At 53.7% G+C, this 24,239-nt stretch carries 24 protein-coding genes and 1 other RNA gene; 17 read left to right on the forward strand and 8 right to left on the reverse strand.

Annotation, left to right across the window (positions count from 1 at the left end; translation table 11 throughout):
* The first annotated feature begins 16 nt into the window (after positions 1-16).
* Entirely contained in the window at positions 17-1,822 is a 1,806-nt protein-coding gene (locus QEN58_RS01350) for a putative bifunctional diguanylate cyclase/phosphodiesterase (RefSeq protein WP_425270298.1), read from the forward strand.
* Here QEN58_RS01350 and QEN58_RS01355 read toward each other — a convergent pair.
* Positions 1,819-2,397, reverse strand: coding sequence for a putative metalloprotease CJM1_0395 family protein (locus QEN58_RS01355; protein ID WP_425270299.1), 579 nt, complete (start codon positions 2,395-2,397; stop codon positions 1,819-1,821). The two genes, QEN58_RS01350 and QEN58_RS01355, sit on opposite strands and share 4 nt — an antisense overlap.
* 211 nt (positions 2,398-2,608) lie before the next feature.
* Between QEN58_RS01355 and QEN58_RS01360 the strand changes: the two genes are divergently transcribed.
* The 5 genes from QEN58_RS01360 (at position 2,609) to QEN58_RS01380 (ending at position 6,661) form a co-directional block, all read left to right on the forward strand.
* Positions 2,609-2,836 (forward strand): DUF2835 family protein, encoded by a 228-nt coding sequence (locus QEN58_RS01360; RefSeq protein WP_280105427.1) that lies wholly within the window; start codon positions 2,609-2,611, stop codon positions 2,834-2,836.
* Positions 2,837-2,843: 7 nt separating this feature from the next.
* Positions 2,844-3,227 carry a hypothetical protein gene (locus tag QEN58_RS01365; RefSeq protein WP_280105428.1) on the forward strand — a complete coding sequence of 128 codons (384 nt, stop codon included), beginning with the start codon at positions 2,844-2,846 and terminating at the stop codon, positions 3,225-3,227.
* A gap of 152 nt (positions 3,228-3,379) precedes the next feature.
* Positions 3,380-3,955, forward strand: a complete 576-nt coding sequence (locus tag QEN58_RS01370; protein ID WP_280105429.1) for an antibiotic biosynthesis monooxygenase — start codon at positions 3,380-3,382, stop codon at positions 3,953-3,955.
* A 186-nt stretch (positions 3,956-4,141) separates the two neighbouring features.
* Entirely contained in the window at positions 4,142-4,813 is a 672-nt protein-coding gene (locus QEN58_RS01375; protein ID WP_280105430.1) for a glutathione S-transferase, read from the forward strand.
* 9 nt (positions 4,814-4,822) lie between these two features.
* Positions 4,823-6,661 (forward strand): putative bifunctional diguanylate cyclase/phosphodiesterase, encoded by a 1,839-nt coding sequence (locus QEN58_RS01380; RefSeq protein WP_280105431.1) that lies wholly within the window; start codon positions 4,823-4,825, stop codon positions 6,659-6,661.
* Positions 6,662-6,742: 81 nt separating this feature from the next.
* Here QEN58_RS01380 and nhaD read toward each other — a convergent pair whose 3' ends face one another.
* On the reverse strand, positions 6,743-8,221 hold the full coding sequence (gene nhaD, locus QEN58_RS01385) for a sodium:proton antiporter NhaD (protein WP_280105432.1): 1,479 nt from the start codon (positions 8,219-8,221) through the stop codon (positions 6,743-6,745).
* 462 nt (positions 8,222-8,683) lie between these two features.
* Between nhaD and QEN58_RS01390 the strand changes: the two genes are divergently transcribed.
* The gene (locus QEN58_RS01390; protein ID WP_280105433.1) at positions 8,684-9,661 is read left to right on the forward strand and encodes a TAXI family TRAP transporter solute-binding subunit; all 978 of its coding nucleotides are present in this window, start codon (positions 8,684-8,686) and stop codon (positions 9,659-9,661) included.
* Positions 9,662-9,757: 96 nt separating this feature from the next.
* Positions 9,758-11,557 (forward strand): TRAP transporter permease, encoded by a 1,800-nt coding sequence (locus QEN58_RS01395; RefSeq protein ID WP_280105434.1) that lies wholly within the window; start codon positions 9,758-9,760, stop codon positions 11,555-11,557.
* 9 nt (positions 11,558-11,566) lie between these two features.
* On the opposite strand, the gene QEN58_RS01400 is transcribed toward QEN58_RS01395, so the two are convergent.
* Positions 11,567-12,124, reverse strand: coding sequence for a hypothetical protein (locus tag QEN58_RS01400; protein ID WP_280105435.1), 558 nt, complete (start codon positions 12,122-12,124; stop codon positions 11,567-11,569).
* 85 nt (positions 12,125-12,209) lie between these two features.
* Positions 12,210-13,166, reverse strand: coding sequence for a calcium/sodium antiporter (locus QEN58_RS01405; protein ID WP_280105436.1), 957 nt, complete (start codon positions 13,164-13,166; stop codon positions 12,210-12,212).
* Positions 13,167-13,530: 364 nt separating this feature from the next.
* Here QEN58_RS01405 and QEN58_RS01410 point away from each other — a divergent pair, with 364 nt between their 5' ends.
* The 3 genes from QEN58_RS01410 (at position 13,531) to QEN58_RS01420 (ending at position 15,242) form a co-directional block, all read left to right on the forward strand.
* Positions 13,531-13,737 (forward strand): cold-shock protein, encoded by a 207-nt coding sequence (locus QEN58_RS01410; protein WP_007111857.1) that lies wholly within the window; start codon positions 13,531-13,533, stop codon positions 13,735-13,737.
* A 265-nt stretch (positions 13,738-14,002) separates the two neighbouring features.
* A complete protein-coding gene (locus QEN58_RS01415; RefSeq protein ID WP_280105437.1) occupies positions 14,003-14,674 on the forward strand; it encodes a metal-binding protein ZinT in 672 nt (223 codons plus the stop codon).
* 169 nt (positions 14,675-14,843) lie between these two features.
* The gene (locus QEN58_RS01420) at positions 14,844-15,242 is read left to right on the forward strand and encodes a lysozyme inhibitor LprI family protein (RefSeq protein ID WP_280105438.1); all 399 of its coding nucleotides are present in this window, start codon (positions 14,844-14,846) and stop codon (positions 15,240-15,242) included.
* Between the two features lie 78 nt (positions 15,243-15,320).
* Here QEN58_RS01420 and ssrA read toward each other — a convergent pair.
* Positions 15,321-15,701, reverse strand: a transfer-messenger RNA (tmRNA) gene (gene ssrA / locus QEN58_RS01425).
* Between the two features lie 45 nt (positions 15,702-15,746).
* On the reverse strand, positions 15,747-16,238 hold the full coding sequence (gene smpB, locus QEN58_RS01430; RefSeq protein WP_008958772.1) for an SsrA-binding protein SmpB: 492 nt from the start codon (positions 16,236-16,238) through the stop codon (positions 15,747-15,749).
* 125 nt (positions 16,239-16,363) lie between these two features.
* Here smpB and QEN58_RS01435 point away from each other — a divergent pair, with 125 nt between their 5' ends.
* Positions 16,364-16,798 carry a type II toxin-antitoxin system RatA family toxin gene (locus tag QEN58_RS01435; protein ID WP_088702172.1) on the forward strand — a complete coding sequence of 145 codons (435 nt, stop codon included), beginning with the start codon at positions 16,364-16,366 and terminating at the stop codon, positions 16,796-16,798.
* Positions 16,788-17,105, forward strand: a complete 318-nt coding sequence (locus tag QEN58_RS01440) for an RnfH family protein (RefSeq protein WP_280105439.1) — start codon at positions 16,788-16,790, stop codon at positions 17,103-17,105. Before QEN58_RS01435 ends, QEN58_RS01440 begins: the two co-directional genes overlap by 11 nt.
* Before the next feature lie 5 nt (positions 17,106-17,110).
* Here the strand turns inward: QEN58_RS01440 and bamE are convergent, their stop codons facing one another.
* A complete protein-coding gene (gene bamE, locus QEN58_RS01445) occupies positions 17,111-17,569 on the reverse strand; it encodes an outer membrane protein assembly factor BamE (RefSeq protein WP_280105440.1) in 459 nt (152 codons plus the stop codon).
* Between the two features lie 72 nt (positions 17,570-17,641).
* On the opposite strand from bamE, the gene fur reads away from it, so the two are divergent.
* Positions 17,642-18,094 (forward strand): ferric iron uptake transcriptional regulator, encoded by a 453-nt coding sequence (gene fur, locus QEN58_RS01450; RefSeq protein WP_007111850.1) that lies wholly within the window; start codon positions 17,642-17,644, stop codon positions 18,092-18,094.
* Positions 18,095-18,261: 167 nt separating this feature from the next.
* On the opposite strand, the gene recN is transcribed toward fur, so the two are convergent.
* Positions 18,262-19,935, reverse strand: a complete 1,674-nt coding sequence (gene recN, locus QEN58_RS01455; protein ID WP_280105441.1) for a DNA repair protein RecN — start codon at positions 19,933-19,935, stop codon at positions 18,262-18,264.
* Positions 19,936-20,146: 211 nt separating this feature from the next.
* On the opposite strand from recN, the gene grpE reads away from it, so the two are divergent.
* The 3 genes from grpE (at position 20,147) to dnaJ (ending at position 24,191) form a co-directional block, all read left to right on the forward strand.
* Complete coding sequence (gene grpE / locus QEN58_RS01460; RefSeq protein ID WP_280105442.1) at positions 20,147-20,788, forward strand: nucleotide exchange factor GrpE; 642 nt, start codon at positions 20,147-20,149, stop codon at positions 20,786-20,788.
* A 158-nt stretch (positions 20,789-20,946) separates the two neighbouring features.
* Positions 20,947-22,881, forward strand: a complete 1,935-nt coding sequence (gene dnaK / locus QEN58_RS01465) for a molecular chaperone DnaK (RefSeq protein ID WP_280105443.1) — start codon at positions 20,947-20,949, stop codon at positions 22,879-22,881.
* Between the two features lie 164 nt (positions 22,882-23,045).
* On the forward strand, positions 23,046-24,191 hold the full coding sequence (gene dnaJ, locus QEN58_RS01470) for a molecular chaperone DnaJ (RefSeq protein ID WP_133731605.1): 1,146 nt from the start codon (positions 23,046-23,048) through the stop codon (positions 24,189-24,191).
* Positions 24,192-24,239: the final 48 nt, after the last annotated feature.

The raw sequence follows: 24,239 nt of genomic DNA on the forward strand, positions 1-24,239 counted from the left end.
AGGAGAGCAAAGACGTATGTATGAATCCTTGAATTTATCGAAGGAACAGTCTTTGTCTCAACAGCACCCCCAGCCAGCACCTTCATTCCCCCGCTCGAACGCGATGCCAACGGCATCCGTAAGCTATGAGGCGTCTCCTACGGAATCGGTATTTAGTTACGCCAACGAAGCGATCATCATTACCGATGCGGAAAATCGAGTGATGGAGGTGAACCCCGCTTTTTGTGAGTTAACGGGGATTACGCAGGACGATGTACAGGGCAAAACGCCAGAAGCGTTCAGTATTTTACCGCTGGACGATAGCCGCACCACGCGGTTGATGCGGGAAGAGCTGCAGTTGCGTGACCGTAGCAAAAGCCAGGTGAGCTATCGTAGCCATGATGGCCAGTTTTATCCGGGCATGATGTCGATTAATCGCGTGCGCAATGAGCAAGGTGAGATTGATCACCATGTGATTGTGCTTGCTGACCTTTCGGCCATTCCAGCCCATGCCCGCCACCTTAATCGAGAAGTCTATTTTGATGCCCTAACGGGGCTGCCTAATCTGCAGTTGCTGACACAGTTGATTCAAGAGTCCATGCAGCATGCAGAAGCGAAGCAGTTGCCCTTAGCAGTGTGCTCGCTGGATATCGATTTCTTCAAAAATATTAATGACCGGCTGGGCTCCACTGTGGGCGATGCGCTGCTTTCCTCTTTTTCGCAGCGGATAAGCCATCTGCTGTTCGGGGATGATGTGCTGGCGCGGGTGGGGGGCGATGAGTTTGTGCTGTTACTTCACCATGGCGTCGACGACGATTTTTTTGAGAAGTTGTTAGCCTCCATTCGCCAACCGTTGGTGATTGACGGGCAGAGTATTCATTTGACGGCAAGCCTTGGCGTCACGCTCTATCCGAATGATCAGGTTCAGGGCGATCTGCTGTTACGCCATGCCAACCAGGCCATGTACCGTGCTAAACAGCGGGGCCGCGATACCTTTCACTTGTTTGACCCTAACCATGACCGCTTGCTACAGGTGCGCCATGAGCAGCGTCAGCGCTTTATTGATGCGCTCAATAACAATGAATTATGCCTTTATTATCAACCTCAGGTCGATATGCGCAGTGGCAAGGTGGTCGGTCTTGAGGCGCTGATCCGTTGGCAGCACCCTGAAGAGGGTTTGCTGGCACCTGGGCAGTTTTTACCCATTATCGATACCACTCCGTTAGAAGTGGAGCTTGGTGAATGGGTCATTGAACGAGCGCTGCGCCAGTTGAGTGAGTGGCAAGTTCAAGGCATCGCGCTACCGATCAATGTGAATATAAGCCCAACGCATCTGTTAGTGAGTGACTTTAGCCAGCGGCTGGGCGAACTATTGGCAAGCTACCCTGATGTCCCCCCCGCAATGCTCAAACTCGAAGTGTTGGAGAGTGCGGCAATGCACGATATCCAGGCCGCGCTGCAAAATATGGCGCGCTGCCAGTCGCTGGGGGTAAGTTTTGCAATAGATGATTTTGGCACCGGGTTTTCGTCTTTAACCCACCTGCGGCAGCTACCGGTCTGCCTGATTAAAATTGATCAGAGCTTTGTTCGCGATATGCTTATCGACCAGGACGATATGGCGATTGTGGAAAGTGTCATTTACATGGCTAATAGGTTTAAGCGACCCATGCTGGCAGAGGGTGTAGAAACCTTAGAGCATGCCAAGGCCTTGATGGCGCTGGGCTGCGATTTAGCTCAAGGGTTTGGTATTGCGCGGCCAATGCCCGCCGAGGCATTACCTAATTGGTTGGCCAATTGGCCTAGCCGTGAAGAGTGGAACTCCCTTGCCCTAACGGACAGTTAAGCAGCTTGCTCCTCCGAAGATTGCGCGTTAGCGGCTGATTCATCAGCAGAGGCTGTTACCGCGGCACCGTCACTGCGAGCTTGCTCCATTTCACTGCGCTGCATGGAGGCTTCAAGCTTGGCTTCCAACAGGTACTGGCGCGCTTGGGCGGCCACTTGGTGATCTTTTGGTGAGGGATCTGCAGGTGCCATGGCAGCGGCGATCACGGTCTGCATTTTTTCAATTGTGGCTTGGGGATCGTTGGGCACCGGGCCGTAATCGATCGGTACCTCTCCTGCAACCGCATAGCGCTTGCCATCGGGGCCAACTTCATATTCATAGCTGGCGCCGCCAGTATAGGCACCGCCCACTGTTTGGTGGGCCATTTCATGTTGGCGAACTTCCCGATCAGTCTGTTTAAGCTGATCTAGTAGCTGAATCTCTTCCGGTGCCATGGGCGTGCCGTCAGCCCGTTTAGGGCCAGCCTCGGCGCTGCTGCTCTCTTCGCTAGTGCTCGTCGTTTTAGGGTCCTCGGTAGACGCCGTATCTTCTTCAAGAGCACGACTTTTACCGGCTTGTTCAACGCGCGGGGACATTGTATTCGCTGAAGGATACGTCCAGGCAGCGTGGGAAACAGTGCTAATGGAAGAAACAACCATAGAGAATTACCGACTAAGTACGCGTTGGGATACCATGAAGTATTAGCGAGCAATGCCGACAGCGCAAGTTTACACTGTGCTTTTCGCCGTTCTATGCCAACACTTTTCTAACACTATGCTGGCCCTACGCTAGTCCTATATCAGCCCTATGCAAACCATTGATGTGGTCATTAATCTTAACTACGACGAATGCTTGGCTCATTACGAGGGGCGCATTGCCAACGTGCGCACCCGAAGCATCGATGGTCGTTGGGTGATATTTCCGGCCGAGGCGATTCGTCGGGTAGTAAGTCGTGACGGCGTGCACGGTATTTATCGATTAAGTTTTACTGAGCAGGGCCGATTTATCAGCATTAATCCCTTAACCGGACGTTGAGCTGCCTATGCACCGCCATGAAACGCCGATCACTTTAAATGACCTCATTTATTCCATTATTCCCAATTTAAACAGTGCCGAAAAGTTAGTTTTCGCTACGCTAGAGAGCTTGATTGAAACTGCATCCAACCCTTTGGATATTCTTAAACGGACCGATCAGCGGCAGGCATTTGGGCTGGAAGTTCATCGTATACGCATTAACCTGGAGCACCTGCTCGACCGTTACCGAACCGAGCTAGAAGCCGTACTACGCAGCGAAGGTGCGCATATCGGCCCGGTACTAGACCCAGACCCCCAAGAAGCAGATGCCATTCGTAGTGCTGTGGATATTTATATTCATGTATGCGCTTTTCAACGCGGCGAGCGTCCCAGCCCCGTGCCTCGGCGATAATCTACGCCGCGTAAACGGCCATAGCGTAACATTCGCAACATGGCATCAACATTGCTTGTATAATGTGGCAATTCTGACTTTCAGGGTTACCCCCTTGAAAGCAAACAGCCTGCCTACCCGGCGCTGGCTGTGGACACATTAGGAGATATACCATGTCTGCCTCACCTGTCACATTGATGGTGGCTCGTCGCGTTGAGCACGGCCGCTACTCCGATTTTAATCGTTGGCTTAATGAAGGGCGCGAACTGGCGGCCGATTTTGCAGGCTACCTCGGCTCCGGCGTACTGGCGCCACCTGCTGACGACGATGAATATCAGATTATCTTCCGCTTTAGCAGCAGCGAAACCTTAGCCGCCTGGGAACACTCCGCGTCACGCCATGCGTGGTTGACGCGTGGCAAAGGTTTGTATGAGGCGCCCCATGAACACCGGGCTACCGGGCTGGATGCGTGGTTTCAAACCGGCACCAGTGTGCCGCCGCGCTGGAAGCAGGCCGTGGCCGTCTGGTTGGCTTTCTTTCCTATCTCGCTAATTTTTCAGTTTGTATTTGGCGGCCTACTGGCCGATTGGGCACTGCTGCCTCGAGTGATGGTGAGTACTCTAATGCTGACGCCAGTGATGGTGTTTGTGTTTATTCCGCTCTCTATGCGTTTGCTCGCGTCCTGGCTGCAAGGTAAATGGTCACCGTTGGATCTGCTGGCACGTTGGCGCCACGCGCAGCGGTCATGATGCTTCATTGTGAATAAGTGTTGTTTGCGTTTGCGCTTCCATGGGGTTAAACGCTGCGTTAATACTAACCTACGTTTATTGCGCCTATGATGATGGGCTTTATGGTACTAAGCTAAATGTGCCTAATAGAGCAGGAAAATGTCGCCGGCGCTATGCTGGCGGACAATTCAGCCCCATGGAGTGTTTATGATCCACGTTCACCATCTGGAAAAGTCTCGTTCGCACCGCATACTCTGGTTACTTGAAGCCCTTGAACTGGACTACGAGTTGGTGGTTTACCAGCGCGATGGTAAGACACAGCAAGCGCCTGACTCGCTGAAAAAAATCCATCCGCTGGGTAAGTCTCCGGTGATTACCGATGGTGATCTAACCGTGGCTGAGTCAGGTGCGATTATTGATTACCTAGTACAGCGCTACGGGCAAGGACGCTGTCAGCCTTCGCCAGATGACATGCGTGCGTGGGTGGATTATCGCTACTGGCTGCACTATGCCGAAGGGTCGTTAATGCCACTGCTGGTGATGCAGCTTGTGTTTAGCCAAATTCCCAAACAATCACCCTGGCTGATTAAGCCACTGGCTAAAGGGATTAGCGATACGGTAAGCAAGCGCTTCTTAGCACCGCAGCTTAAGCAGCACCTTAACTTTATTAACCAACATCTGTTGGCGCAGGGGAATTTTGCCGGGCCGTGGCCAAGCGGTGCTGATATTCAAATGAGTTTCCCGCTACAGGCGGTGGCCGCCGTACAGTCGCTGGAAAAATATCCTGCCATTGCCGCTTTTGTATCACGCATTGAGCAAGACGCCGCTTGGCAACGAGTGGTCGAGCGGGCGGGTCCGCTTACCATGCCTGGTCAGTGACCAGCCGCTATGTGCTCTTTAGTCTCTGCTGCTGCTCTCCCGGGGGAGCTGCTGGGCAGTATTGATGACTACTTGGGGCGTTGGGGCGTCATCTTATTGCTTGTGTGCCTTCTTTTGGCGCTGCTGGGCAACCTTTTGCTTAAGCGGCGTATGCAGCATGACCGGGCGCTATTACAGGCCAATAAAGAGATGCTGGCGACTATCCTGGATAGCGTTGATGCGTTTATTTATATCAAATCCCCGACCTTAGAGTACCAATACGTTAATCGCCGTATTAGCGATCTATTTGGTTTATCCGCGGACAAAATTATAGGTAAGTGCGATGAGGCTTTTTTTGATGCCGGGAGCGCCGCTGAAATCAAGCGGGTTGATCGCAACGTATTGGCTTCGGGGAATAAAGTAACGGTGGAGGAGAGCAATGTCTTGCAAGGCGAAAGCCGGGTAAGAACGTTCTTATCGATTAAAATGCCGCTTGCCATGTCGCCCGGTGCACCCCCCTCTCTGTGCGGCATTTCGACCGAGCTGACCGACTACCTCGAAATGCAGTCACGTACCCACTATCTGGCCTTCTATGATTCGCTAACAGGGCTGCCCAACCGGCGGCTTCTGATTGACTCACTAACGGCCGCTATTGAGCATGACGAGTGGGCCGAGTCCTACAGCGCGGTCTTGGTGATTGATCTGGATAACTTCCGCTTAGTGAATGATATCCAGGGCCATGATAGTGGCGATCAGCTTTTGATTAGCGTTGCTGAACAATTACGCCAGCGGCTTGATTCAGAGGTAACGCTGGCTCGCTTTAGTAGTGATGAGTTTGTTGTTCTGATCAATAATCTGGGCGAGCAACAAACGAGCGCCGCGCATAGAGCCGAGCGGGTGGGGCGCCAACTATTGGAAATCATTGCCCAAGTAAGAAACAGCTCCACGCTACCGATCAGTGCCAGCATTGGCATTTCGCTGTTTACAGGAGGCGGCGAGCACAGCATGGATAGCGTTTTGCAGCAGGCAGATATGGCGTTGCAGCAGGCGAAATCCGCGGGCGGCAATACGCTGCGCTTTTTTAACAGCGCAATGCAGACCAGCGTATTGGAAAGGGCGAGTTTAGAAGCCGATTTGCATCAGGCGCTCAAGCGCAACGAGCTGGCGCTGCATTACCAAGTGCAGGTCGACCAACAGGGCGTGACCACGGGTGTCGAGGCGTTATTGCGCTGGTACCATCCCTTGCGTGGTTGGGTTCCCCCCGCGACGTTTATTCCACTTGCGGAAGAGAATCGGCTGATTGTGCCGATCGGTCACTGGGTGCTGCAGTCAGCCTGCGAGCAGCTAGCGAAATGGTCGCGTCAACCGGCCTATGCGCCGTTAAGTATTTCCGTCAACGTCAGTTCAGTGCAGTTTCAGCAGCCGGAATTCGTGCGCGATGTCGAGGCACTGTTAGCAGAAACCCAGGCACCGCCGAGCCGTTTGGTGCTCGAAGTCACCGAGAGCCTGTTGATGCACGAGCCGGTTAGGGTGCGCAGTACCATGTTGAAATTGCGTGCTAAGGGGATTCGCTTTGCGCTGGATGACTTTGGTACTGGCTACTCATCGCTTAGTTATCTGAAGCGCTTGCCGCTGGATGAGTTGAAAATCGATCAATCGTTTATTCACGAATTGCTGACCGATAAGACAGACGCAGCGATTGTCGATACCACGATTCTTCTCGCGGTGAGCTTGGGCTTAACCGTGGTTGCGGAAGGGGTGGAGAAAAAAGAGCAACTCGATTGGTTAAGAGGCCACGGCTGCTACCGTTACCAAGGCTATCTATTTGGTCGTCCGACGCCGATTGAGTATCTTTTTGAGGGCTATTAAGCGGTTATATCAAAACCCCTCTTCAGTACGCTGAAAAGGGGTAAAGGTTAGCGTCTAACTATCATGCTTAGCTGATCGGGCTTAGCTGAAAAGCGCAAAGCTCTCAGCGTTGAGCCACATATGTACCAATATACTTGTGATGTAGCCGAGCAGAATAACCGGCGACCAGCGCAGGTGGCCCATAAACGTATAGGAACCCCTAGCCTGACCCATGACCGCCACGCCGGCCGCAGAGCCTATCGATAGCAAACTGCCCCCAACGCCAGCGGTTAAGGTAATCAGCAGCCATTGGCCATGGGACATGTCCGGTTCCATGGTCAGTACCGCAAACATCACCGGAATGTTGTCCACCACGGCCGAAACAATGCCTAATACGATGTTAGCCGCGGTAGCGTTCCAGCCGGTATACAGTGCTTCTGACAGCAAGCCGAGATAGCCCATAAAACCCAGCCCGCCAACACACATAACGACCCCGTAGAAGAACAGCAACGTGTCCCACTCGGCGCGTGCTACACGGTTGAAAACATCAAACGGCACCACACTACCCAGCTGCGCCAGCTTACGGTTATCACCTTCACGGCTATACCGCTCGCGCTTACGTTCCAACGAACGAGGCAGGCTGCGGCGCAGGTAATAACCAAAGAACTGTAAGTAGCCCAGGCCGGTCATCATGCCGAGTACAGGGGGCAGGTGGAGCACAACGTGACACAATACAGCGGTAATGATTGTCAATAAAAACAGCAGCACAATGCGCCGGGCGCCGCGCTTCATCCACACATCTTCATAAACGCTTTCGGGTTTTTCATCCTTGATAAACAGACTCATAATGGAGGCAGGAATCATGAAGTTGACCAGGGCGGGGAAGAACAGAATGAAGAACTCCTGGAACTCCACCATGCCTGCTTGCCATACCATGAGGGTGGTAATGTCGCCAAACGGACTAAACGCGCCCCCGGCGTTGGCGGCAACAACGATATTGATACAGGCCAGGTTAATATAGCGCTGGTTGCCTTCGGCTACCTTGGTCACCACCGCACACATCAACAGCGCGGTTGTGAGGTTGTCGGCAATTGGCGATAGTACAAAGGCGAGACCGCCGGTCAGCCAAAACAGCGTCCGGTAATTAAAGCCTTTGCGCAGCATCCAGGAACGCAACGCATCAAAAACCCGGCGCTCTTCCATGGCGTTGATGTAAGTCATGGCCACCAGCAAGAACAGCATCAGCTCGGTGAACTCCAAAAGCGTGACGCGGAAAGCGTACTCGGACGCGTCCGACATGCCATTTTGGACATACACCCAGCCGATGAGGCTCCAAATAATACCAGCCGCCACTAACACCGGTTTAGACTTACGCATGTGAATCTTTTCTTCCGCCATGACTAACGCATACGCCAGGACGAAAATCCCAACAGCGAAAAAGCCAACTGCAGAGGTGGTTAAGTCTAATTCACCGGTCACTGCAAAAGTACTGGGGCTTACACCTAATAGTAAGGCCGCTAACAAAAAAAGCCAGCGACGAGATAATCGTGGCTGGCAAGAGGGTTGGCACAACGTAGGCATGTGACGTTCTTCCTCAAGGTTAAGTTGTCAGGAATAGTGTAAAAGCAGCCATATTTTATCAGCCTATATTGCGCCGCAATACCTTATTAAAACGAACGAAAGTAGTTCTTCTTAGCGTAATAGCATCTTTTTTTAGTAAATTAATCTTTTAGGTAATAGTAAATTTTACAGTATTAGTTTTATAAAAAACGATTAATAGCCGATTAAGAATTATACTATCGCCGAATAGCATTGTTAGATAAGATTTAGATTTTATATCTGCTTTCGCTAATATTTTGTTTTAAAAAACACCTCGAGAATGCGTTCAAGGTGGAGTGCAGGGCGGCGGCAGAGAGTGCCCTGCTCAGTGTAGTCGTGATATGTTGAGGCGCGCCACGCTCTTAGCTTGGTCATGTAATGACTGGATAAGATAAAAACGAGGCCGATTAAAAACGGCCACTGGATACGTTAAGGAATATAACGATGCGCAACCCCTTTCGCTCCCTACGTCGCACGCTTGGCTTGTCGGTGGCTACGCTCGCCCTGGCAGGTACTGCTATCTCTGCCAGTGCTGAAACCCGTGTGACCTATAAATCGGCTTCAGCGGGCACCGCCTATTACCAGATGGGTGTAGAACTCTCTGAAGCGATTCGTCAGGGTACCGACGACGCTATCATCCTTACCCTGGAAGAGAGCCAGGGTTCGGTACAGAACGTGATGGAAGTCATGGCTCGCCAAGGCAATTACGTATTTACCACGCCGCCTGCGTTAGTCGATCAGGCCATGGCCGGTGAGGGCGCCTTTGCCGAGCGTCAGAATCCGCGCTTTCAAGAAATTCGGGGGCTATTCCCAATCCCCTCTATCACCATGCACTTTGTGTTGGCGGGAGACCAAGGAGCGACCGATATTACCGCGCTGGAAGGCAAGCACCTATTGATTGGCCGCGGTACCTTTGGCGCCCGTGAAGCGGCTCGTTACCTGGCGCTGTTTGGCCTGGAAGAGAGCGTGAAAATTGCTGATGCGGCGATTGGCAGCGGCCCCGATGCGCTTAAAAACGGCCAGATCGATGGCTTTGTGACCGCCAGCTCCTTCCCCTCACCCAATGTGATTGAGACCGCGGCCAGCATGCCGGTGACTTTGGTTAGCCTGACCGACGAGCAAATCGAGCAAACGGGAGCGCCACGCCAAACGATCCCCGGCGGCACCTATCCCGGCGTGGATAAAGATGTTGAAACCACATCGCTACCGGTGATCGCCTACACCACAACGTATATGGACGACGACACCGCCTACACGCTGACCAAAACGTTTTGGGAGCGCCGCGACGCCATGGCCGAAGAGGCGGCGTGGTGGAGTAGCATTAGCCCTGAAATGTTGGAAAACATGACCGGTCCGCTTCACCCAGGCGCGCTGCGTTACTACGAAGAAGCGGGTATCGAGGTACCTGACGCGCTGCGTTAGCCGTTTTCCTGCATTGTCCAACGTACATCTTCTTTCTGCCATGGTGCTTGCACTGTGGCAGTCCTGTATTGATGCAGTATTGATAGGCAACAAGGCATGCGTGTTTTTACTTCTTCTCAAGCGGCGACCCCTGTGGATGATCGTTCAGTAGCGCCTGGCTGGTTGGCATTAGGCGCGGTCAGCGTAGTGTTCCATCTTGGCTTGATTTTTTATGGTTTAACGCCGGCGCTGGTTAGCCGGCCGCTGCATATGACGCTGCTGTTGCCATGGGTGCTGATCTATATGGCCAATACGCCCACGCAGCGGGTAAGCGGCTGGTTACTAACGGTATTGGGTGTTGCTGCATGTGGCTATATTGCGTTTAACGAAGCTGCCCTAGCCAACCAGTACGGCTTTATTGATACCTATCTACAGATGGGTATTGGTCTTTTTTTGATGGCTTTAGCGCTTGAGGCGGCGCGCCGAGCCATTGGCTGGCCCTTACCGTTGGTTGCCTTGCTGGCGTTGATGTATGGCGCCTTTGGACAATATATTCCTGGTGCTTTTGGTCACCCTGGACTGCCGCTGGCCAGCATGGTGGGCACGCTCACGATTGCCGAAGGTGGATTATGGGGATCGCTAACGGGTGTCAGTGTTAGCGTGGTGGCGATTTTTGTGATTTTCGGCGCGGTGCTCAATGCGGGAGAGGCGGGCCAGGGCTTTATGAACCTAGCCAGTGCGGTGGCGGGGCGGTTCACCGGCGGGGCTGCTAAAGTGGCGGTGATTTCGTCGGCGTTGATGGGCTCTATCTCCGGCTCGGCGAGCGCTAATGTTGCCTCCACTGGGGCAATTACTATTCCCTCCATGGTGCGGCTGCGTTACCCGCGTTCGCTGGCGGGTGCGGTGGAAGCCGTTGCCTCTTCCGGCGGGCAAATTATGCCGCCGCTGATGGGCGCGGGGGCATTTGTGATGGTGGAACTGACCGGCACGCCGTATACGCAGATCATGGCCGCGGCAATGCTGCCAGCGGTGCTGTACTTTTTAACCGTCTGGGTGGGTATTAATGCCTATGCGACCCGCCATGATCTAAAGCCCGTGGCCGAAAGCGAGCGCCCCGGCGTGAAAGAGGTAGTGATTACCTCGCTGTTTTTCGCCATCCCCTTTGTGCTGCTGCTAGAGCGCATCTTTAACGGCGGTTTTACTCCCCAGTACGCCGCCAGCATAGCGATTTTCGCGGGCATTGCGCTGCTGTTCTTTAACGTGACGCTGCGCTTTTCGCTCCCCGATTTTGCCAGCCGCTTAGCCGACGCAGCGGTCACCGCTGGACGTCAGATTGCCGTCATCGGCGCCATTATTCTATGTGCCTCGCTGGTGGTCGGCGTGCTGTCGTTGACGGGGTTGGGTGTCAAGATCACCTCGGGCATTCTATCGCTCTCCAACGACATGCTCTGGCCAGCGCTACTACTAACGGCACTCGCCTGCTTGATTTTAGGTATGGAGGTACCTACCACCGCCGCCTATGTGATTTGCGTCTCTGTTGCCGGACCTGCCCTGACCTCACTCGGATTGGAACCGCTTTTGGCGCATCTGTTTGTATTCTGGTACGCGCTGCTCTCGACGATCACGCCGCCGGTGTGTGGCGGTGTCTTTATCGCTGCGGGCATGGTGGGGGAGAACTGGCTAAAAGTCGCATTCAAAGCCATGGCGTTAGGAATAGGGCTGTATATTATTCCTCTAGCCATGGTGGCCAACCCGGAGATGATCCAGCTAGCCTTTAACCCTTCCGGCGCCTTGTTGGATGCGCTGAAAGTGGCGATTGGTTTAGGTGCGATCTCTTACGGAGTTATTGCGCGAAAAGCGCTGTGGAAGCGGGGCGCATTGATCTTGGGAGGAACTATTCTGATCTTTGTCGTTTAGCCCCGTTGTCTAAACGCCAGCGTCTAGCCGTAGCGGCGAAGATGCGGGTAGTGAGGTGGTGGCAAACATTACCCAGGTATCCAGTGCAGGCCCCAGTGACTGAACTAAACGCAGTTGCTCGGGTGCTTGCCCCAGCACCTCTTCAGCGCAAATGCCCGCCTCAAAATGCCCACTTAACAGCCCTTCTGCCACCGCCACTGTGGTGGGGGCGTCTATAATCTCTGTATAAGCCGTTAAGTCGGTGTAGTAGCGGGTCGCTGGTTGTAGCGCTACTTGGGTGGGGCGAACAGAGGTGCGCTGGGCAATCAGCGCCAGCGGCTTGCTGCCCGCTATAAAGGTGTCTACGGGGTAAGCCCGATGCATATAGCGGCCGACGCAGTCGCTATGCGCTGCATGGGCGGTGCACTGCAGCACATGGCTCACTTGGCCGTTGAGCAGTGCTTGGAACGCATCTTCAAACTGGCTGAAGAGCGTCATGCTGCCTTCACCTGAGCCGCGTATTTTGAGATAGCGCTTGGCAATCAGTTCATGGTTATTGCCACTAGGCCCCAAGGTTGCAATGTGCACGGTGACTTTTCTCCACGCTAAATGATCAAGTCGTTGAGCCAAAATGGTGTGCTTTTGGCTCAACGCAATCGACGGTTAGATCATCTCAAAAGATCGTAAAGCTCAACGCTATATATGCGGCATAGCCCGCGAGCAGCGCGGCGCCCTCCCAGCGCGACAGGCGCATACCGGTATACAAAAACAGCACCAGTATGCCCGCTGCTCCCAGCATTACCCACTGGTCAAACATGGCCACGCGTGGCGCAAGGGGCAACGGCTGTAAAAACGCGGAGATACCCAGAATGCCTAATAGGTTGAAAATATTGCTGCCCAGAATATTTCCTACGGCAACATCCGCATGACGTCGCAATGCCGCAATCACCGACACGGCCATCTCCGGTAGAGAGGTGCCGACGGCGACGATGGTTAAGCCAATCACCGCTTCGGAAATGCCCATGGCCTGGGCCAAGCCTATGGCGCCGTATAAGAGTAGCTGTGACCCGCCAATCAGCATGCCCAAGCCAATCACTAACGCTACGGCAATCATCCAGCCTGTGGTGGGAAGTTTGGTCATCTCCTCCGCTTCTGAAGCGTGCATTTCCGCTGCGGGAATGTGCTGACGGCTTTCACTAAAGTAGGCCCAAATAAGATAGCCAATCAAGCCCGCTATAAAAATGGCTGCATCGAAACGACCCAGTGCTCCGCCGAAGGAGAGCCCAATAAACAGCAGGCTGGCCAGCACCACGACCAGCCCATCCCGGCGCAGTGCTAAAGGCTGAACCACCATTGGGCAAATAACCGCACACATGCCCAGAATCAATAAGATATTGCCGATATTGCTGCCCACAATGTTACCAACCGCAATGTCAGGCTGCTGGTTAATCGCGGCATCAATCGAAACGACAAGCTCAGGAGCCGAGGTGCCAAAACCCACCACCACCAACCCTGTTAACAGTGGCGAGACGCCAGCTCTTCGTGCCCCAGCCACCGCGCCGCGGATAAGTGATTCCCCTCCTAGGGTCAAAAAGGCGATACCCGCCAATAAACTAAGTCCGTATAGCATGTTAAAACCTCTCCCAAAGTGCTCGTTAGGTCGCGGGTGAAGCGGGTTTTAGCGAGCAGGCAAAGCGCGCTAGGCGGGCGGATTAGTAGTGCCTAGCTCATCGGCAAGATTAAGGCTATTTTTGTAAATTTGCGCGGTTTTTAAATGACGATGGAAGGCCAAGCGAAAATATAAAAACATAAAGGCTTTGACCTGCTGCTGACTACGTGACAGGATGTGCGCAGTTAGTTAGCAAGCAAGCATGGTTCCAGAAACATTCGAATTCTTTCGGTAGTCTGTAATTGTATTCCTTGTTCTACTCACTATTTATCTGGGTAATACCAGGATTTCTACAATTCGCGACTTGCGAAAAGGATTTAATATCATGGCAACTGGCACAGTTAAGTGGTTCAACGATTCTAAAGGCTTCGGTTTCATTGCTCCTTCTGACGGCAGCGATGACGTTTTTGCTCATTTTTCTGAAATTCAGTCTGATGGCTTTAAAACTCTGCCTGAAGGCGCTAACGTTTCTTTTGACGTTACCCAGGGTCAGAAAGGCCTTCAAGCTTCAAACATTAAGCTGCTTTCTTAATCCTAGCGATTATTTAAGCTCTCGAATCTTTTAGATTCGATGATCGGGCCCCGCTTAGGCGGGGCCCGATGCGTTTGTGCCTACCAAAAAGTATTTTCCATTAAGCCCAGCTGCCCCTGCTATTAGATCAGCAAAAGCTCTGCGATTAATTCCTTGGTTTTGTAGGTGTTTATTCGCTTAATGTAAAAACGAGCTTGATTGAATGGTATGTTATATTGTATCTTTTCGGCGACTTGTTTCACGAGCAGCCAAAGGAAAACCGAATATGACAGCATTGCCAATTAAGGCCGTCAGCGCGCTTGTATTAAGTGCACTGATATTGACGGGCGTTCAAGGCGTTAGCGCCAGTGACCATGATCACGGCCATACTCATAGCGACCACGACCACGACCACGACCACGACCACGATATCTATTCAGGCTATTTTGATGATGAGCAGGTTGAGGATCGTGCGCTTTCTGATTGGGAAGGCGATTGGCAGTCCGTTTATCCCTACCTGCAAGATGGCACGCTGGACGAAGTGTTTGCGCATAAAGCAGAAAATAGCGACAAGACGGCAGAAGAGTACAAAACGTATTACGACACAGGGTATCAAACGGATGTCGAGCGTATCGTTATCGATGGTAATAGCGTCACCTTCGTTGAAAATGGCGAAGAGAGATCAGGCGAATACCAATACGATGGCTATGAAATTCTAACTTACCAAGCAGGTAACCGAGGTGTGCGGTTTATCTATGAGCTTGAAGAAGCATCTGATGATCTGCCTCAATATATCCAATTTAGCGACCACAGCATTTACCCCACTGATGCGCATCACTACCACCTCTACTGGGGTGATGATCGCGAAGTGCTGCTAGAAGAAGTGACTAACTGGCCTACTTATTATCCCTCTGAGCTAAGTGGCGATGAAATCGTCGATGAGATGTTGGCTCACTAACTAGCGGCGATGATTAATAGCTGTATCTTAATACGTAGGTAGGAAACCAAGCGCTGGCAGAAATGCTGGCGCTTTGCTTTTTATGGATAAAAAGAAATGTTGTGTCTGAAAATTAAGCTTAAGCTTACATGTCGCTACTGCTACCAAAAACGTGAGAGGGACGCTTACTATGCGCTTGTTCAAATTCATTCTGGTCGCCTGGCTATTGGTTACAAATGGCTATGCCATGGCTGGCGCGGCGTGTGATAACGCGAATACGCAAACAGAACTAAATCAATGCACGGCAATGTCGTACCAAACGGCCGATGACAAGCTTAATGAGGCTTACCAGGCGTTGGTGGGAAAGCTGGCAAGTAATCCAGGCTCGCTTGAAAAGCTTAGAGTGGCGCAGCGGGCCTGGATCGGCTTTCGTGATGCCGAGTGTGCGTATGCAAGTAGCGCGGTAGACGGCGGCAACGCACAGCCCATGGTGCGCAATGGGTGCCTTAAAGTACTCACAGAGCAGCGCACGGAGAGATTGCGTGAGCATGCTAGCTGCGAAGAAGGGGACTTAAGCTGCCCGCGCTAAAAGGCGTTCTTTTGCGGAGAGGTGGGCTGCTACAGGCACAAAAAAAGCACCCGTAGGTGCTTGATTTGTATAGTAAGGTGGTGGAGGCGGCGGGAATTGAACCCGCGTCCGCCAGCACGCGCCTATTGGCTCTACATGCTTAGATTCCGTCATTTGATTTAGCGCGACTGACTCCGACGGTCAGGATTCAGCCACGCGAGCCTTCTAAAGTTTAGCGCTTGGCGAGAAGACACCACCAAACGCGATCCTATCAGCTTTAGCTCGTATCCCCTCAGCGATGAATAGGCACATCACCTTGGGGCCAGACAAGAAGCTAACAGTGTTTAAGCTGCTAGCGCGCCTTGAGCGTAGTTTTCGTCATTTGCGACTATTTTTTCGTGATGTGGGATTTACGAGATACATCACGCTCTCGGCATGCACCGCAAGGGTTGTCACCGGCGTCGAAACCATGTCGCCCCCTTATTACAGGTGAGCATTCTAACGTGCTCACACCTGATTGACCAGTTATGCCTTGTTATGTTCCCGCATAATTCGACCTTTTTGGCGGCTCCAGTCGCGATCTTTTTCTGTTGCGCGTTTGTCATGCAGCTGTTTACCGGTCACCAGCGCCAGCTCGCACTTCACTTTATTGCGCTTCCAGTAAAGCTTGAGGGGCACACAGGTGTGGCCTTTGTCCTGGGTGATCGAAAAGATTTTGGCGATCTCTTTGCGATGCAGCAGCAGTTTGCGGGTGCGCGTAGGATCGGCGATCTCGTGGGTGCTCGCGGTATTTAGCGGCATGATATGACTACCCAGCAGGAACGCTTCGCCGTTACGAACCAAAATATAGGTGTCGGTGAGCTGAGCCTTACCGGCGCGCAGGCTCTTCACTTCCCAGCCAGCGAGCGACAGCCCCGCCTCGAAGGTCTCATCGATATGGTACTCAAACCGTGCCTTCTTGTTTTGGGCAATAACGCTGCTACCGGGACCCTTACTGTTACCTTTCTTCGTGGCCATGGAACCTCATAATTAATCTGTCAGTGGCATCCCCTTCGTTATTTGGGGAGGCGTGATACCATTTAAGATCTGAAAATTGTTTCCCATGATACGCTTTGGGCACTGTGAAGTCAGCGGAGAGGTCAATGCCAACCGTCAATCGTTCCGCCTTAGTGCGGCACACCCCCCAGAAAATGTTCGATCTGGTTAATGACTTCGAACGCTACCCGGAGTTTTTGCCAGGCTGCCGCCAGGCGCGTTTGCTTGAACATGATGATGTGCATCTGATCGGCGAAATGACCCTGGGTCGCGCCGGTGTCGAGCAAACCATTACCACTCGCAACGAACTTTTTGCGCCCGAGCGTATTGAGCTGTCGTTGGTAAAAGGGCCGTTCAAGCGGCTTAAAGGACGCTGGCTGTTTATCCCCATGGGGGAGGATGCCTGCAAAGTGAGCCTTGAGATGGAGTTCGAGTTCGCCAACCGCCTGCTTGGCATGGCGTTTGGAAAACTCTTTCAGCAAATCGCTGGGCAGCTAGTCGATGCCTTCACCAAGCGGGCAAACGAGCTGTATGGCCGCTGAAGCACTTACGGTTGAGGTAGCCTTTGCATTGCCATCCAAGCAGCGCATAGTGGCTCTGAGAGTGCCTGATGGCACTACCGCACGCCAAGCCGTTGCCTTGGCCGATTTGCCCACGCTGTTTCCTAATGTGCCCGGCGATACGTTTTCCCAGGCACCGTTGGGTATCTTCGGTAAGGCGATACGCAACCCCGATACCCAGTTATTGCGCGATGGGGATCGGGTAGAAGTCTATCGTCCATTGGCGATCGACCCCAAGGCCGCTCGCCTAGAGCGCGCTAAGCGCCAAGCGAGCGACCAGGAGCAATAAGCGCGTTAAGTCCGTGGAGCGGTCTGAGCGCTCGGGGGTATAGGCGTCTGAGTGCTCTCTTCAGGTAGTGCATCCATTGGATCAACGCCTTCCGTTGCGGGGCCGATGCTGCTTTCGGCTTCGAACGGCAGCGCCTTGGATAAATCGCCTTCTTGCTCTATGTTCGCTAAGCGCCCTCGAGGATCAAAGGTGAGCGTTACGCGGCGCTGTTCTACGTCGCCGTAAGCCTTATCTAAACGAAACACGTAGTCCCACTGGCTAGAGTCAAAGGGCGCTTCCAGCAACGGCCTACCCATCACATAAGTAACCTGCTCTTGGGTCATTCCGGGTTGAAGCTGGCTGACCATCTCCTGAGTGACCAGGTTGCCTTGGGGAATATCGCGCTTATAAACGCCGACGTAACTACAGCCGCTAACAACGGTCAGGGCGACGGAGAGTGTGATGATTCGAGTCAATTTTTGCATTTGGGCCTATTCTTCACTATCGTGGTTTCGGTTGATCATACCCGACCTAACCAGTTACTGCGAAGAGCGACCATGGCCGATCAGAACCATGAATTGCGCAAAGCCGGTCTGAAAGTGACCCTGCCGCGCGTCAAGATACTTCAGATTCTCGAAAATGTTTCGGGTCAGCATCACCTTAGCGCGGAAGAAGTGTACAAAACACTGATTGATGCGGGCGAAGATGTTGGCTTGGCAACCGTATACCGCGTATTGACTCAGTTTGAGTCAGCGGGCCTGGTAATTCGTCATAATTTCGACGGAGGCCATGCGGTATTCGAGATGACCCAAGAGGATCACCATGACCACATGGTGTGCCTTGAAAGCGGCGAAATCATTGAATTCGTTGATGAAATCATTGAGCGCCGTCAGCAAGAAATCGCTGAGGAGCACGGCTACGAACTAGTAGACCATGCCCTAGTGCTCTATGTGCGTCCGCGCGGTTCAGACGTGACGCGCCAAGACAGCGGGCCGACGAACAAGAAATAGCGTTCGTAGGTCGCCGTTTATCGCGGTCAGAAATGTGAGCGCCCCTGATCTACTGGATCGAATTCGACATTTATTGAATTCACCAAGTGGGTCAGGGGCGTTTGTTTTTGCTAGTTACAGATGTGCTGAATAGAGATGCAGGAAAATGGCGTAAGGCGCCCGTTCAATCAGTGCGGCGGGCGCTGGCTGGCATGCAGCATCTCCCGTGCGTGGGCGAGCGTTTGGTCAGAGAGCGTCACACCGCCCAGCATCCGTGCTAGCTCGCTGATACGTCCCTGTTCATCGAGCAGCGCCATCTGGGTTAGCGTTGTATCGCGCTTCGCCTGTTTCTCGATATGCAGATGCTGGTGCGCCTGAGCCGCCACTTGCGGTAGGTGAGTCACGGTCATTACTTGGCCGTTTTCACCTAGCTTGCGCAGCAATTGACCGACGATTTCCGCAGTGGCGCCTGAAATGCCCACATCTACTTCGTCAAACACCAGGCTGGGCACCGTTGAGTGGGTCGCCGCGACCACTTGAATCGCCAAGCTAATCCGCGACAGTTCGCCGCCGGAGGCGACTTTGGTCAATGGCCGCGCGGGCTGGCCGGGGTTAGCGCTGATCAGAAACTGCACACGATCAAGGCCTTCGGGAGAGGGCGCCTCTTTCGCGGTGACTTCCACTTCAAAGCGGGCTTTACCCATGGCTAAAAAGCCTAACTGCTGCTGCACTTCCTTGCCCAAACGAAGCGCGGCTTTTTGCCGGCTATCGCTAAGTTTTTTCGCCTCTTGGCGGTAGTTTTCGCGTAGCTCAACTACCCGTGCACTGAGTGCCTCCAGGTCATTGCCACCCTCTTCTAACTGCGCAACTTCCCGCTGCAGGTCCGCATGCAGGGCGCATAGCTCATCAGGGGCAACGTGGTGCTTACGGGCAATCCGGTGCACGTCGGTCATTCGCTCTTCAACCCAGGCGAGCCGCTCTGGGTCTAACTCGGTGGTGCTGGCCAAGCGATTAAGTTCGCTGGAAGCCTCTTCCACCTGAATGCGCGCATCGCTCAGCATGGCAAGCGTGTTCGCCAGGGTGCCTTTGTCACTACCCGGCAGCGCGCTTAAGTGAGCAAATGCCTGGTTGAGTAAAGACAGTGCGCCGCCCTCGTCGCTGGCGCAGCAGTCGGCGGCAAACTGGGTTTCACGCAGGGTCTCTTCCGCATGAGCCAGGGTGTGCTGCTCCTCTTCTAGCGTGGTTAATTCACCCTCCGCTAAGCCGAGTTGATCCAGCTCTTCAACCTGATAACGCAGCAACTGCCGTTTGGCCTCTACCTCACTGCCTTCTTCGCTTAGCCTCTTCAACTGGCGACGCGCATTGCGCCACTCGCGGAACGTTTCAGCCAATTGAGTGGTGGCACCGTTTAGGCCAGCGTAATCGTCCAGCAGGGCAAGGTGGGTCTCTTCGCGCATCAGCGCATGGTGAGCATGCTGTCCATGAATCTGAATCAGCTGCTCGCCGAGGGATTTTAGATCCGAGATAGTGGCGGGGTGTCCATTAATCCACGCTTTGGAGCGGCCGTTGGCCGTGACCACGCGGCGCAGCAAGCACTCTTCAGCGGGAAGCTCCCGCGCCGTTAGCCACTCAACGGCGGCAGGCAGGTGCTGGATATCGAAGCGAGCGGAGAGATCCGTACGCTCCCGGCCATGACGCACGCTTCCGGCGTCGGCACGCTCGCCCAGGCACAGCCCAAGGGCGCCTAACAGGATCGATTTGCCCGCCCCGGTTTCCCCGGTGATTGCGGTCATGCCGCTGGCCAAGTCGAGTTCTAAGTGATCGACAATGGCGAAATCTTGAATAGCTAGCTGAGTAAGCATGGCGCCTCCTGAGGCGGTACAGCATAGAAGCTGGATACTTATCCAATAGTTGTTGATTTATACAGTAGTTAATAACTCACTTCAATGCACCTCTTGAGATGGAATTTATGGCCCCCATATAGCCAGCATGATCAGTTAAAGCTAGTGACCTAAAGGCTTACTTCTTTGCGCGTTGCCCGCGTGGCCGCGCCCTACTTTTGAGGAGCACAACATGGCGAAAGAACCGCAAACACCGATGGACGATGAGCTGGCCCGCCACGAGCATGAAGCCGAAGGCGCTGAGCAAGCGGCTGAGAAGGTCGCTGAAGAGCGCTTGATGGAGGGTGAGCTGGAAGGGTTGATCAATGACGAAGAGACGCTAGACGACAGCGTCGACAACCCTGAAGCGGAAATGCTGGCAGCCCAGGTGGATGAGTTAGAGCAGAGTTTGGCTGACGCCAAAGATCAAGCCCTGCGCGCCGCTGCTGAAGCGCAAAACGTTCGCCGCCGTGCTGAGCAGGAGGCCGAGAAAGCACGCAAGTTTGCCCTGGAAAAGTTCGTTAAAGAGCTGCTGCCAGTAGTGGATAGCCTGGAAAAAGCGCTTGAGACCATGGAAGAGGGTGCCTCAGAAGTTCACCGTGAAGGCGTCTCCATGACATTGAAGATGCAGCTGGATGTGCTCAACAAATTTGGCGTTGAAAGCATTGAGCCCCATGGTGAGCCCTTCGACCCGCAGGTACACGAAGCCATGACCATGGTGCCTAATCCGGATCTAGATCCGAACACCGTGATGGACGTTATGCAGAAAGGCTACTTACTCAATGGACGCCTGGTGCGCCCGGCGATGGTTGTAGTGAGTAAAAAAGCCGATTAAGCCACTGGCGGCACAGAGTGTGAAATAAGAGTGTTAAAAAAAGCCCTTGAAATGTCAGCGTCGGCCCCCAAATAAAGGGCAACCCCGCGGGGAAACCCGCAGACATGCTTTTAAAACTAAATTTTCAGTTTTGTAACAACCGAATTCGAGGTATTGCTATGGGACGTATAATTGGTATCGACCTGGGCACCACTAACTCTTGTGTGGCCGTGCTCGATGGTGACAGCGCTAAAGTTATCGAAAACGCCGAAGGTGGCCGTACGACGCCTTCTATCATCGCTTATACCGATGATGGTGAAACGCTGGTAGGTCAGGCGGCTAAACGTCAGGCCGTTACTAACCCAGAAAACACCCTGTACGCTATCAAGCGTCTAATTGGCCGTCGCTTTAAAGACGACGTTGTCCAGAAAGACATCAAGATGGTGCCGTACAAAATCAGCGAAGCTGATAACGGCGACGCTTGGGTTGAAGTGAAGGGCAAAAAAATGGCACCGCCGCAGGTAAGCGCGGAAGTGCTGAAGAAAATGAAGAAGACCGCCGAAGACTACCTGGGCGAAACGGTCACTGAAGCAGTGATTACCGTGCCAGCCTATTTTAACGACAGCCAGCGTCAGGCGACAAAAGACGCCGGCCGCATCGCAGGTCTGGACGTTAAGCGCATCATCAACGAGCCGACCGCTGCCGCACTGGCCTACGGTATGGACAAGTCGCGCGGCGACAAAACCATCGCGGTCTACGACCTGGGTGGCGGTACCTTCGATATCTCTATTATCGAAATTGCTGACGTCGACGGCGAAACCCAGTTTGAAGTGTTGGCCACCAACGGTGACACCTTCCTGGGCGGCGAAGATTTCGACTTGGCGTTGATCAACTATCTGGTTGATCAGTTCAAGTCTGACAGCGGCATTGACCTGTCCGGCGACAACCTCGCCATGCAGCGTCTGAAAGAAGCTGCCGAGAAAGCCAAAATTGAGCTTTCCAGTGCCCAGCAGACCGACGTGAACCTGCCGTACATCACTGCCGACAACACGGGCCCGAAACACCTTAATGTTAAGGTGACACGCGCCAAGCTGGAGTCGCTGGTAGAAGAGCTGGTTCAGCGCTCGCTCGAGCCGTGTAAAATGGCGCTGAAAGACGCGGGTCTGTCTGCGGCTGAAATCGACGAAGTGATCCTGGTCGGTGGCCAGACACGCATGCCGATGGTGCAGAAGAAAGCCGCTGACTTCTTCGGTAAAGAAGCACGCAAAGACGTCAACCCGGATGAAGCGGTTGCCGTGGGTGCAGCGATTCAGGGTGGTGTCCTCGGTGGCGACGTTAAAGACGTTCTGCTGCTCGACGTGACCCCGCTGACCCTGGGTATCGAAACCCTGGGTGGCGTAATGACGCCGCTGATCGAAAAGAACACCACCATCCCGACCAAGAAGACACAAACCTTCTCTACCGCGGATGACAACCAGACGGCGGTGACCATTCACGCCGTACAGGGTGAGCGCAAGCAAGTGTCGCAGAATAAGTCGCTGGGTCGTTTTGATCTCGCCGACATTCCGCCGGCACCGCGCGGCGTACCGCAGATCGAAGTCGCCTTCGATTTGGATGCCAACGGTATCCTGAACGTATCGGCAAAAGACAAGGCTACTGGCAAAGAGCAGTCGATTGTCATCAAGGCGTCTAGCGGTCTGTCCGAGGAAGAAGTCGAGCAAATGGTACGTGATGCCGAAGCTCACGCCGAAGAGGACAAAAAGTTCGAAGAGCTGGTACAGCTGCGTAACCAAGCTGACGGCATGATTCACGCTACGCGCAAAACGTTGGAAGAAGCTGGCGACAAAGCGACTGACGACGAGAGGCAGGCGATTGAAACGGCCATCAGCGAGCTGGAAGAAGCGGTTAAAGGTGACGACGTCGACAACATTCAGAAGAAACTGGATGCACTGACCGAAGCCTCTGGCCAGCTAGCCCAGAAGATGTACGCCGAGCAGGCCGAAGCGGCGCAGCAAGAGGGCGGTGAAGGTGCCGAGAACACGGGCACCAAGCCGGAAGAAGACGTGGTTGACGCCGAGTACGAAGAAGTCAACGACGATCAGAAAAAGCAGTAACATCCTCTTTCTGCCAAGGAAAGCGGTGACGCGGGAGCTTACTCCCGCGTTGCTGTTTCCGCGGCCAAGACGCACGTAGTTAAGTATCACGTAGTTAAATATACAGTTGAATACATGGCTAAATGTGCAGTTGAGTGCGTAGCTAACCAGGAGGCGTAGGGCCTATGTCCAAACGCGATTATTACGAAGTCCTGGGTGTCGAAAAAGGGGCCGATCAGAAAGAGATCAAGAAGGCCTATCGCCGTCTGGCGCAAAAATTCCACCCTGATCGAAACCCGGACGATACCACCTCCGCGGAAAAATTCCGCGAAGTGTCCGAAGCGTATGAAGTGCTTAGCGACGGCGAAAAGCGCGCTGCCTATGATCAGTTCGGCCATGCAGGCGTCGATGGCCAAGGTGGCGGCGGCGGTTTCGGCGGGGCTGGCGCTGGTGATTTCAGCGACATTTTCGGCGATGTGTTTGGTGATATTTTTGGTGGAGGTGGCGGTCGCCGCCGTGGCCCCAATGCCCCGGCACGCGGTTCCGACCTGCGCTATAACCTAGAGCTGGATCTGGAAAATGCCGTTTCAGGCACCACGGTGGATATTCGCGTGCCGCGGCATATCGAGTGTGACCGTTGTGATGGCGGCGGCGCTGAGCCCGGCTCTTCTAAAGAGACGTGCCCGACCTGTCATGGCCACGGGCAAGTGCGTATGCAGCAAGGCTTTTTCGCCGTGCAGCAAACGTGCCCGACTTGTCATGGCTCTGGCCAGCACATTAAAGTGCCGTGCCATAAATGCAATGGCGAAGGCCGTGTACGCGAGACACGCACGCTGTCCGTTAAGATTCCGCCCGGTGTGGATACCGGCGACCGTATTCGCTTGAATGGCGAAGGCGAAAGCGGCGTGAACGGTGGCCCGCCTGGGGATCTGTATGTGCAGGTGGCTATCAAGCCGCACCACATCTTCCAGCGTGACGGCAAGCACCTGCAGTGCGATGTGCCGATCAACTTTGTTGATGCAGCGCTAGGTGGTGAGCTTGAAGTGCCGACGCTAGACGGTCGCGTTAAGCTGAAAATTCCGCCGGAAACCCAAACAGGCAAGCTGTTCCGCCTGCGCGGTAAAGGTGTGAAGCCCGTGCGTGGTGGTATGCCCGGCGACTTGCTGTGCAAGGTGGTCGTGGAAACGCCAGTCAAGCTTAATGACGAGCAGCGCGACCTACTGCGCCAGCTCCAAAAGAGCTTCGACGACAGCAACAGCCACAACCACTCGCCGAAGAAAACCGGTTTCTTCGACAGCGTGAAGAGCTTCTTTGAAGATATGAAGCCGTAAGTCTGAGATAATGGTTAGCAGTTAGTTGTTTGGTTCAAAAACCCTCGG

This window comes from Halomonas alkaliantarctica, assembly GCF_029854215.1.
Lineage (GTDB): Bacteria > Pseudomonadota > Gammaproteobacteria > Pseudomonadales > Halomonadaceae > Vreelandella > Vreelandella alkaliantarctica_A.

Excerpts from the sequence above, each read along its gene's own strand:
- bamE (WP_280105440.1), bottom strand. The coding sequence starts at position 17,569 with ATGCAAAAATTGACTCGAATCATCACACTCTCCGTCGCCCTGACCGTT.
- QEN58_RS01435 (WP_088702172.1), top strand. The coding sequence starts at position 16,364 with ATGCCAACCGTCAATCGTTCCGCCTTAGTGCGGCACACCCCCCAGAAA.
- QEN58_RS01350 (WP_425270298.1), top strand. The coding sequence starts at position 17 with ATGTATGAATCCTTGAATTTATCGAAGGAACAGTCTTTGTCTCAACAG.
- QEN58_RS01360 (WP_280105427.1), top strand. The coding sequence starts at position 2,609 with ATGCAAACCATTGATGTGGTCATTAATCTTAACTACGACGAATGCTTG.
- QEN58_RS01415 (WP_280105437.1), top strand. The coding sequence starts at position 14,003 with ATGACAGCATTGCCAATTAAGGCCGTCAGCGCGCTTGTATTAAGTGCA.
- QEN58_RS01380 (WP_280105431.1), top strand. The coding sequence starts at position 4,823 with ATGTGCTCTTTAGTCTCTGCTGCTGCTCTCCCGGGGGAGCTGCTGGGC.
- smpB (WP_008958772.1), bottom strand. The coding sequence starts at position 16,238 with ATGGCCACGAAGAAAGGTAACAGTAAGGGTCCCGGTAGCAGCGTTATT.
- QEN58_RS01420 (WP_280105438.1), top strand. The coding sequence starts at position 14,844 with ATGCGCTTGTTCAAATTCATTCTGGTCGCCTGGCTATTGGTTACAAAT.
- QEN58_RS01390 (WP_280105433.1), top strand. The coding sequence starts at position 8,684 with ATGCGCAACCCCTTTCGCTCCCTACGTCGCACGCTTGGCTTGTCGGTG.
- QEN58_RS01405 (WP_280105436.1), bottom strand. The coding sequence starts at position 13,166 with ATGCTATACGGACTTAGTTTATTGGCGGGTATCGCCTTTTTGACCCTA.
- QEN58_RS01440 (WP_280105439.1), top strand. The coding sequence starts at position 16,788 with ATGGCCGCTGAAGCACTTACGGTTGAGGTAGCCTTTGCATTGCCATCC.
- dnaJ (WP_133731605.1), top strand. The coding sequence starts at position 23,046 with ATGTCCAAACGCGATTATTACGAAGTCCTGGGTGTCGAAAAAGGGGCC.
- grpE (WP_280105442.1), top strand. The coding sequence starts at position 20,147 with ATGGCGAAAGAACCGCAAACACCGATGGACGATGAGCTGGCCCGCCAC.
- QEN58_RS01370 (WP_280105429.1), top strand. The coding sequence starts at position 3,380 with ATGTCTGCCTCACCTGTCACATTGATGGTGGCTCGTCGCGTTGAGCAC.
- dnaK (WP_280105443.1), top strand. The coding sequence starts at position 20,947 with ATGGGACGTATAATTGGTATCGACCTGGGCACCACTAACTCTTGTGTG.
- QEN58_RS01375 (WP_280105430.1), top strand. The coding sequence starts at position 4,142 with ATGATCCACGTTCACCATCTGGAAAAGTCTCGTTCGCACCGCATACTC.
- fur (WP_007111850.1), top strand. The coding sequence starts at position 17,642 with ATGGCCGATCAGAACCATGAATTGCGCAAAGCCGGTCTGAAAGTGACC.
- nhaD (WP_280105432.1), bottom strand. The coding sequence starts at position 8,221 with ATGCCTACGTTGTGCCAACCCTCTTGCCAGCCACGATTATCTCGTCGC.
- QEN58_RS01410 (WP_007111857.1), top strand. The coding sequence starts at position 13,531 with ATGGCAACTGGCACAGTTAAGTGGTTCAACGATTCTAAAGGCTTCGGT.
- recN (WP_280105441.1), bottom strand. The coding sequence starts at position 19,935 with ATGCTTACTCAGCTAGCTATTCAAGATTTCGCCATTGTCGATCACTTA.
- QEN58_RS01365 (WP_280105428.1), top strand. The coding sequence starts at position 2,844 with ATGCACCGCCATGAAACGCCGATCACTTTAAATGACCTCATTTATTCC.
- QEN58_RS01355 (WP_425270299.1), bottom strand. The coding sequence starts at position 2,397 with ATGTCCCCGCGCGTTGAACAAGCCGGTAAAAGTCGTGCTCTTGAAGAA.
- QEN58_RS01395 (WP_280105434.1), top strand. The coding sequence starts at position 9,758 with ATGCGTGTTTTTACTTCTTCTCAAGCGGCGACCCCTGTGGATGATCGT.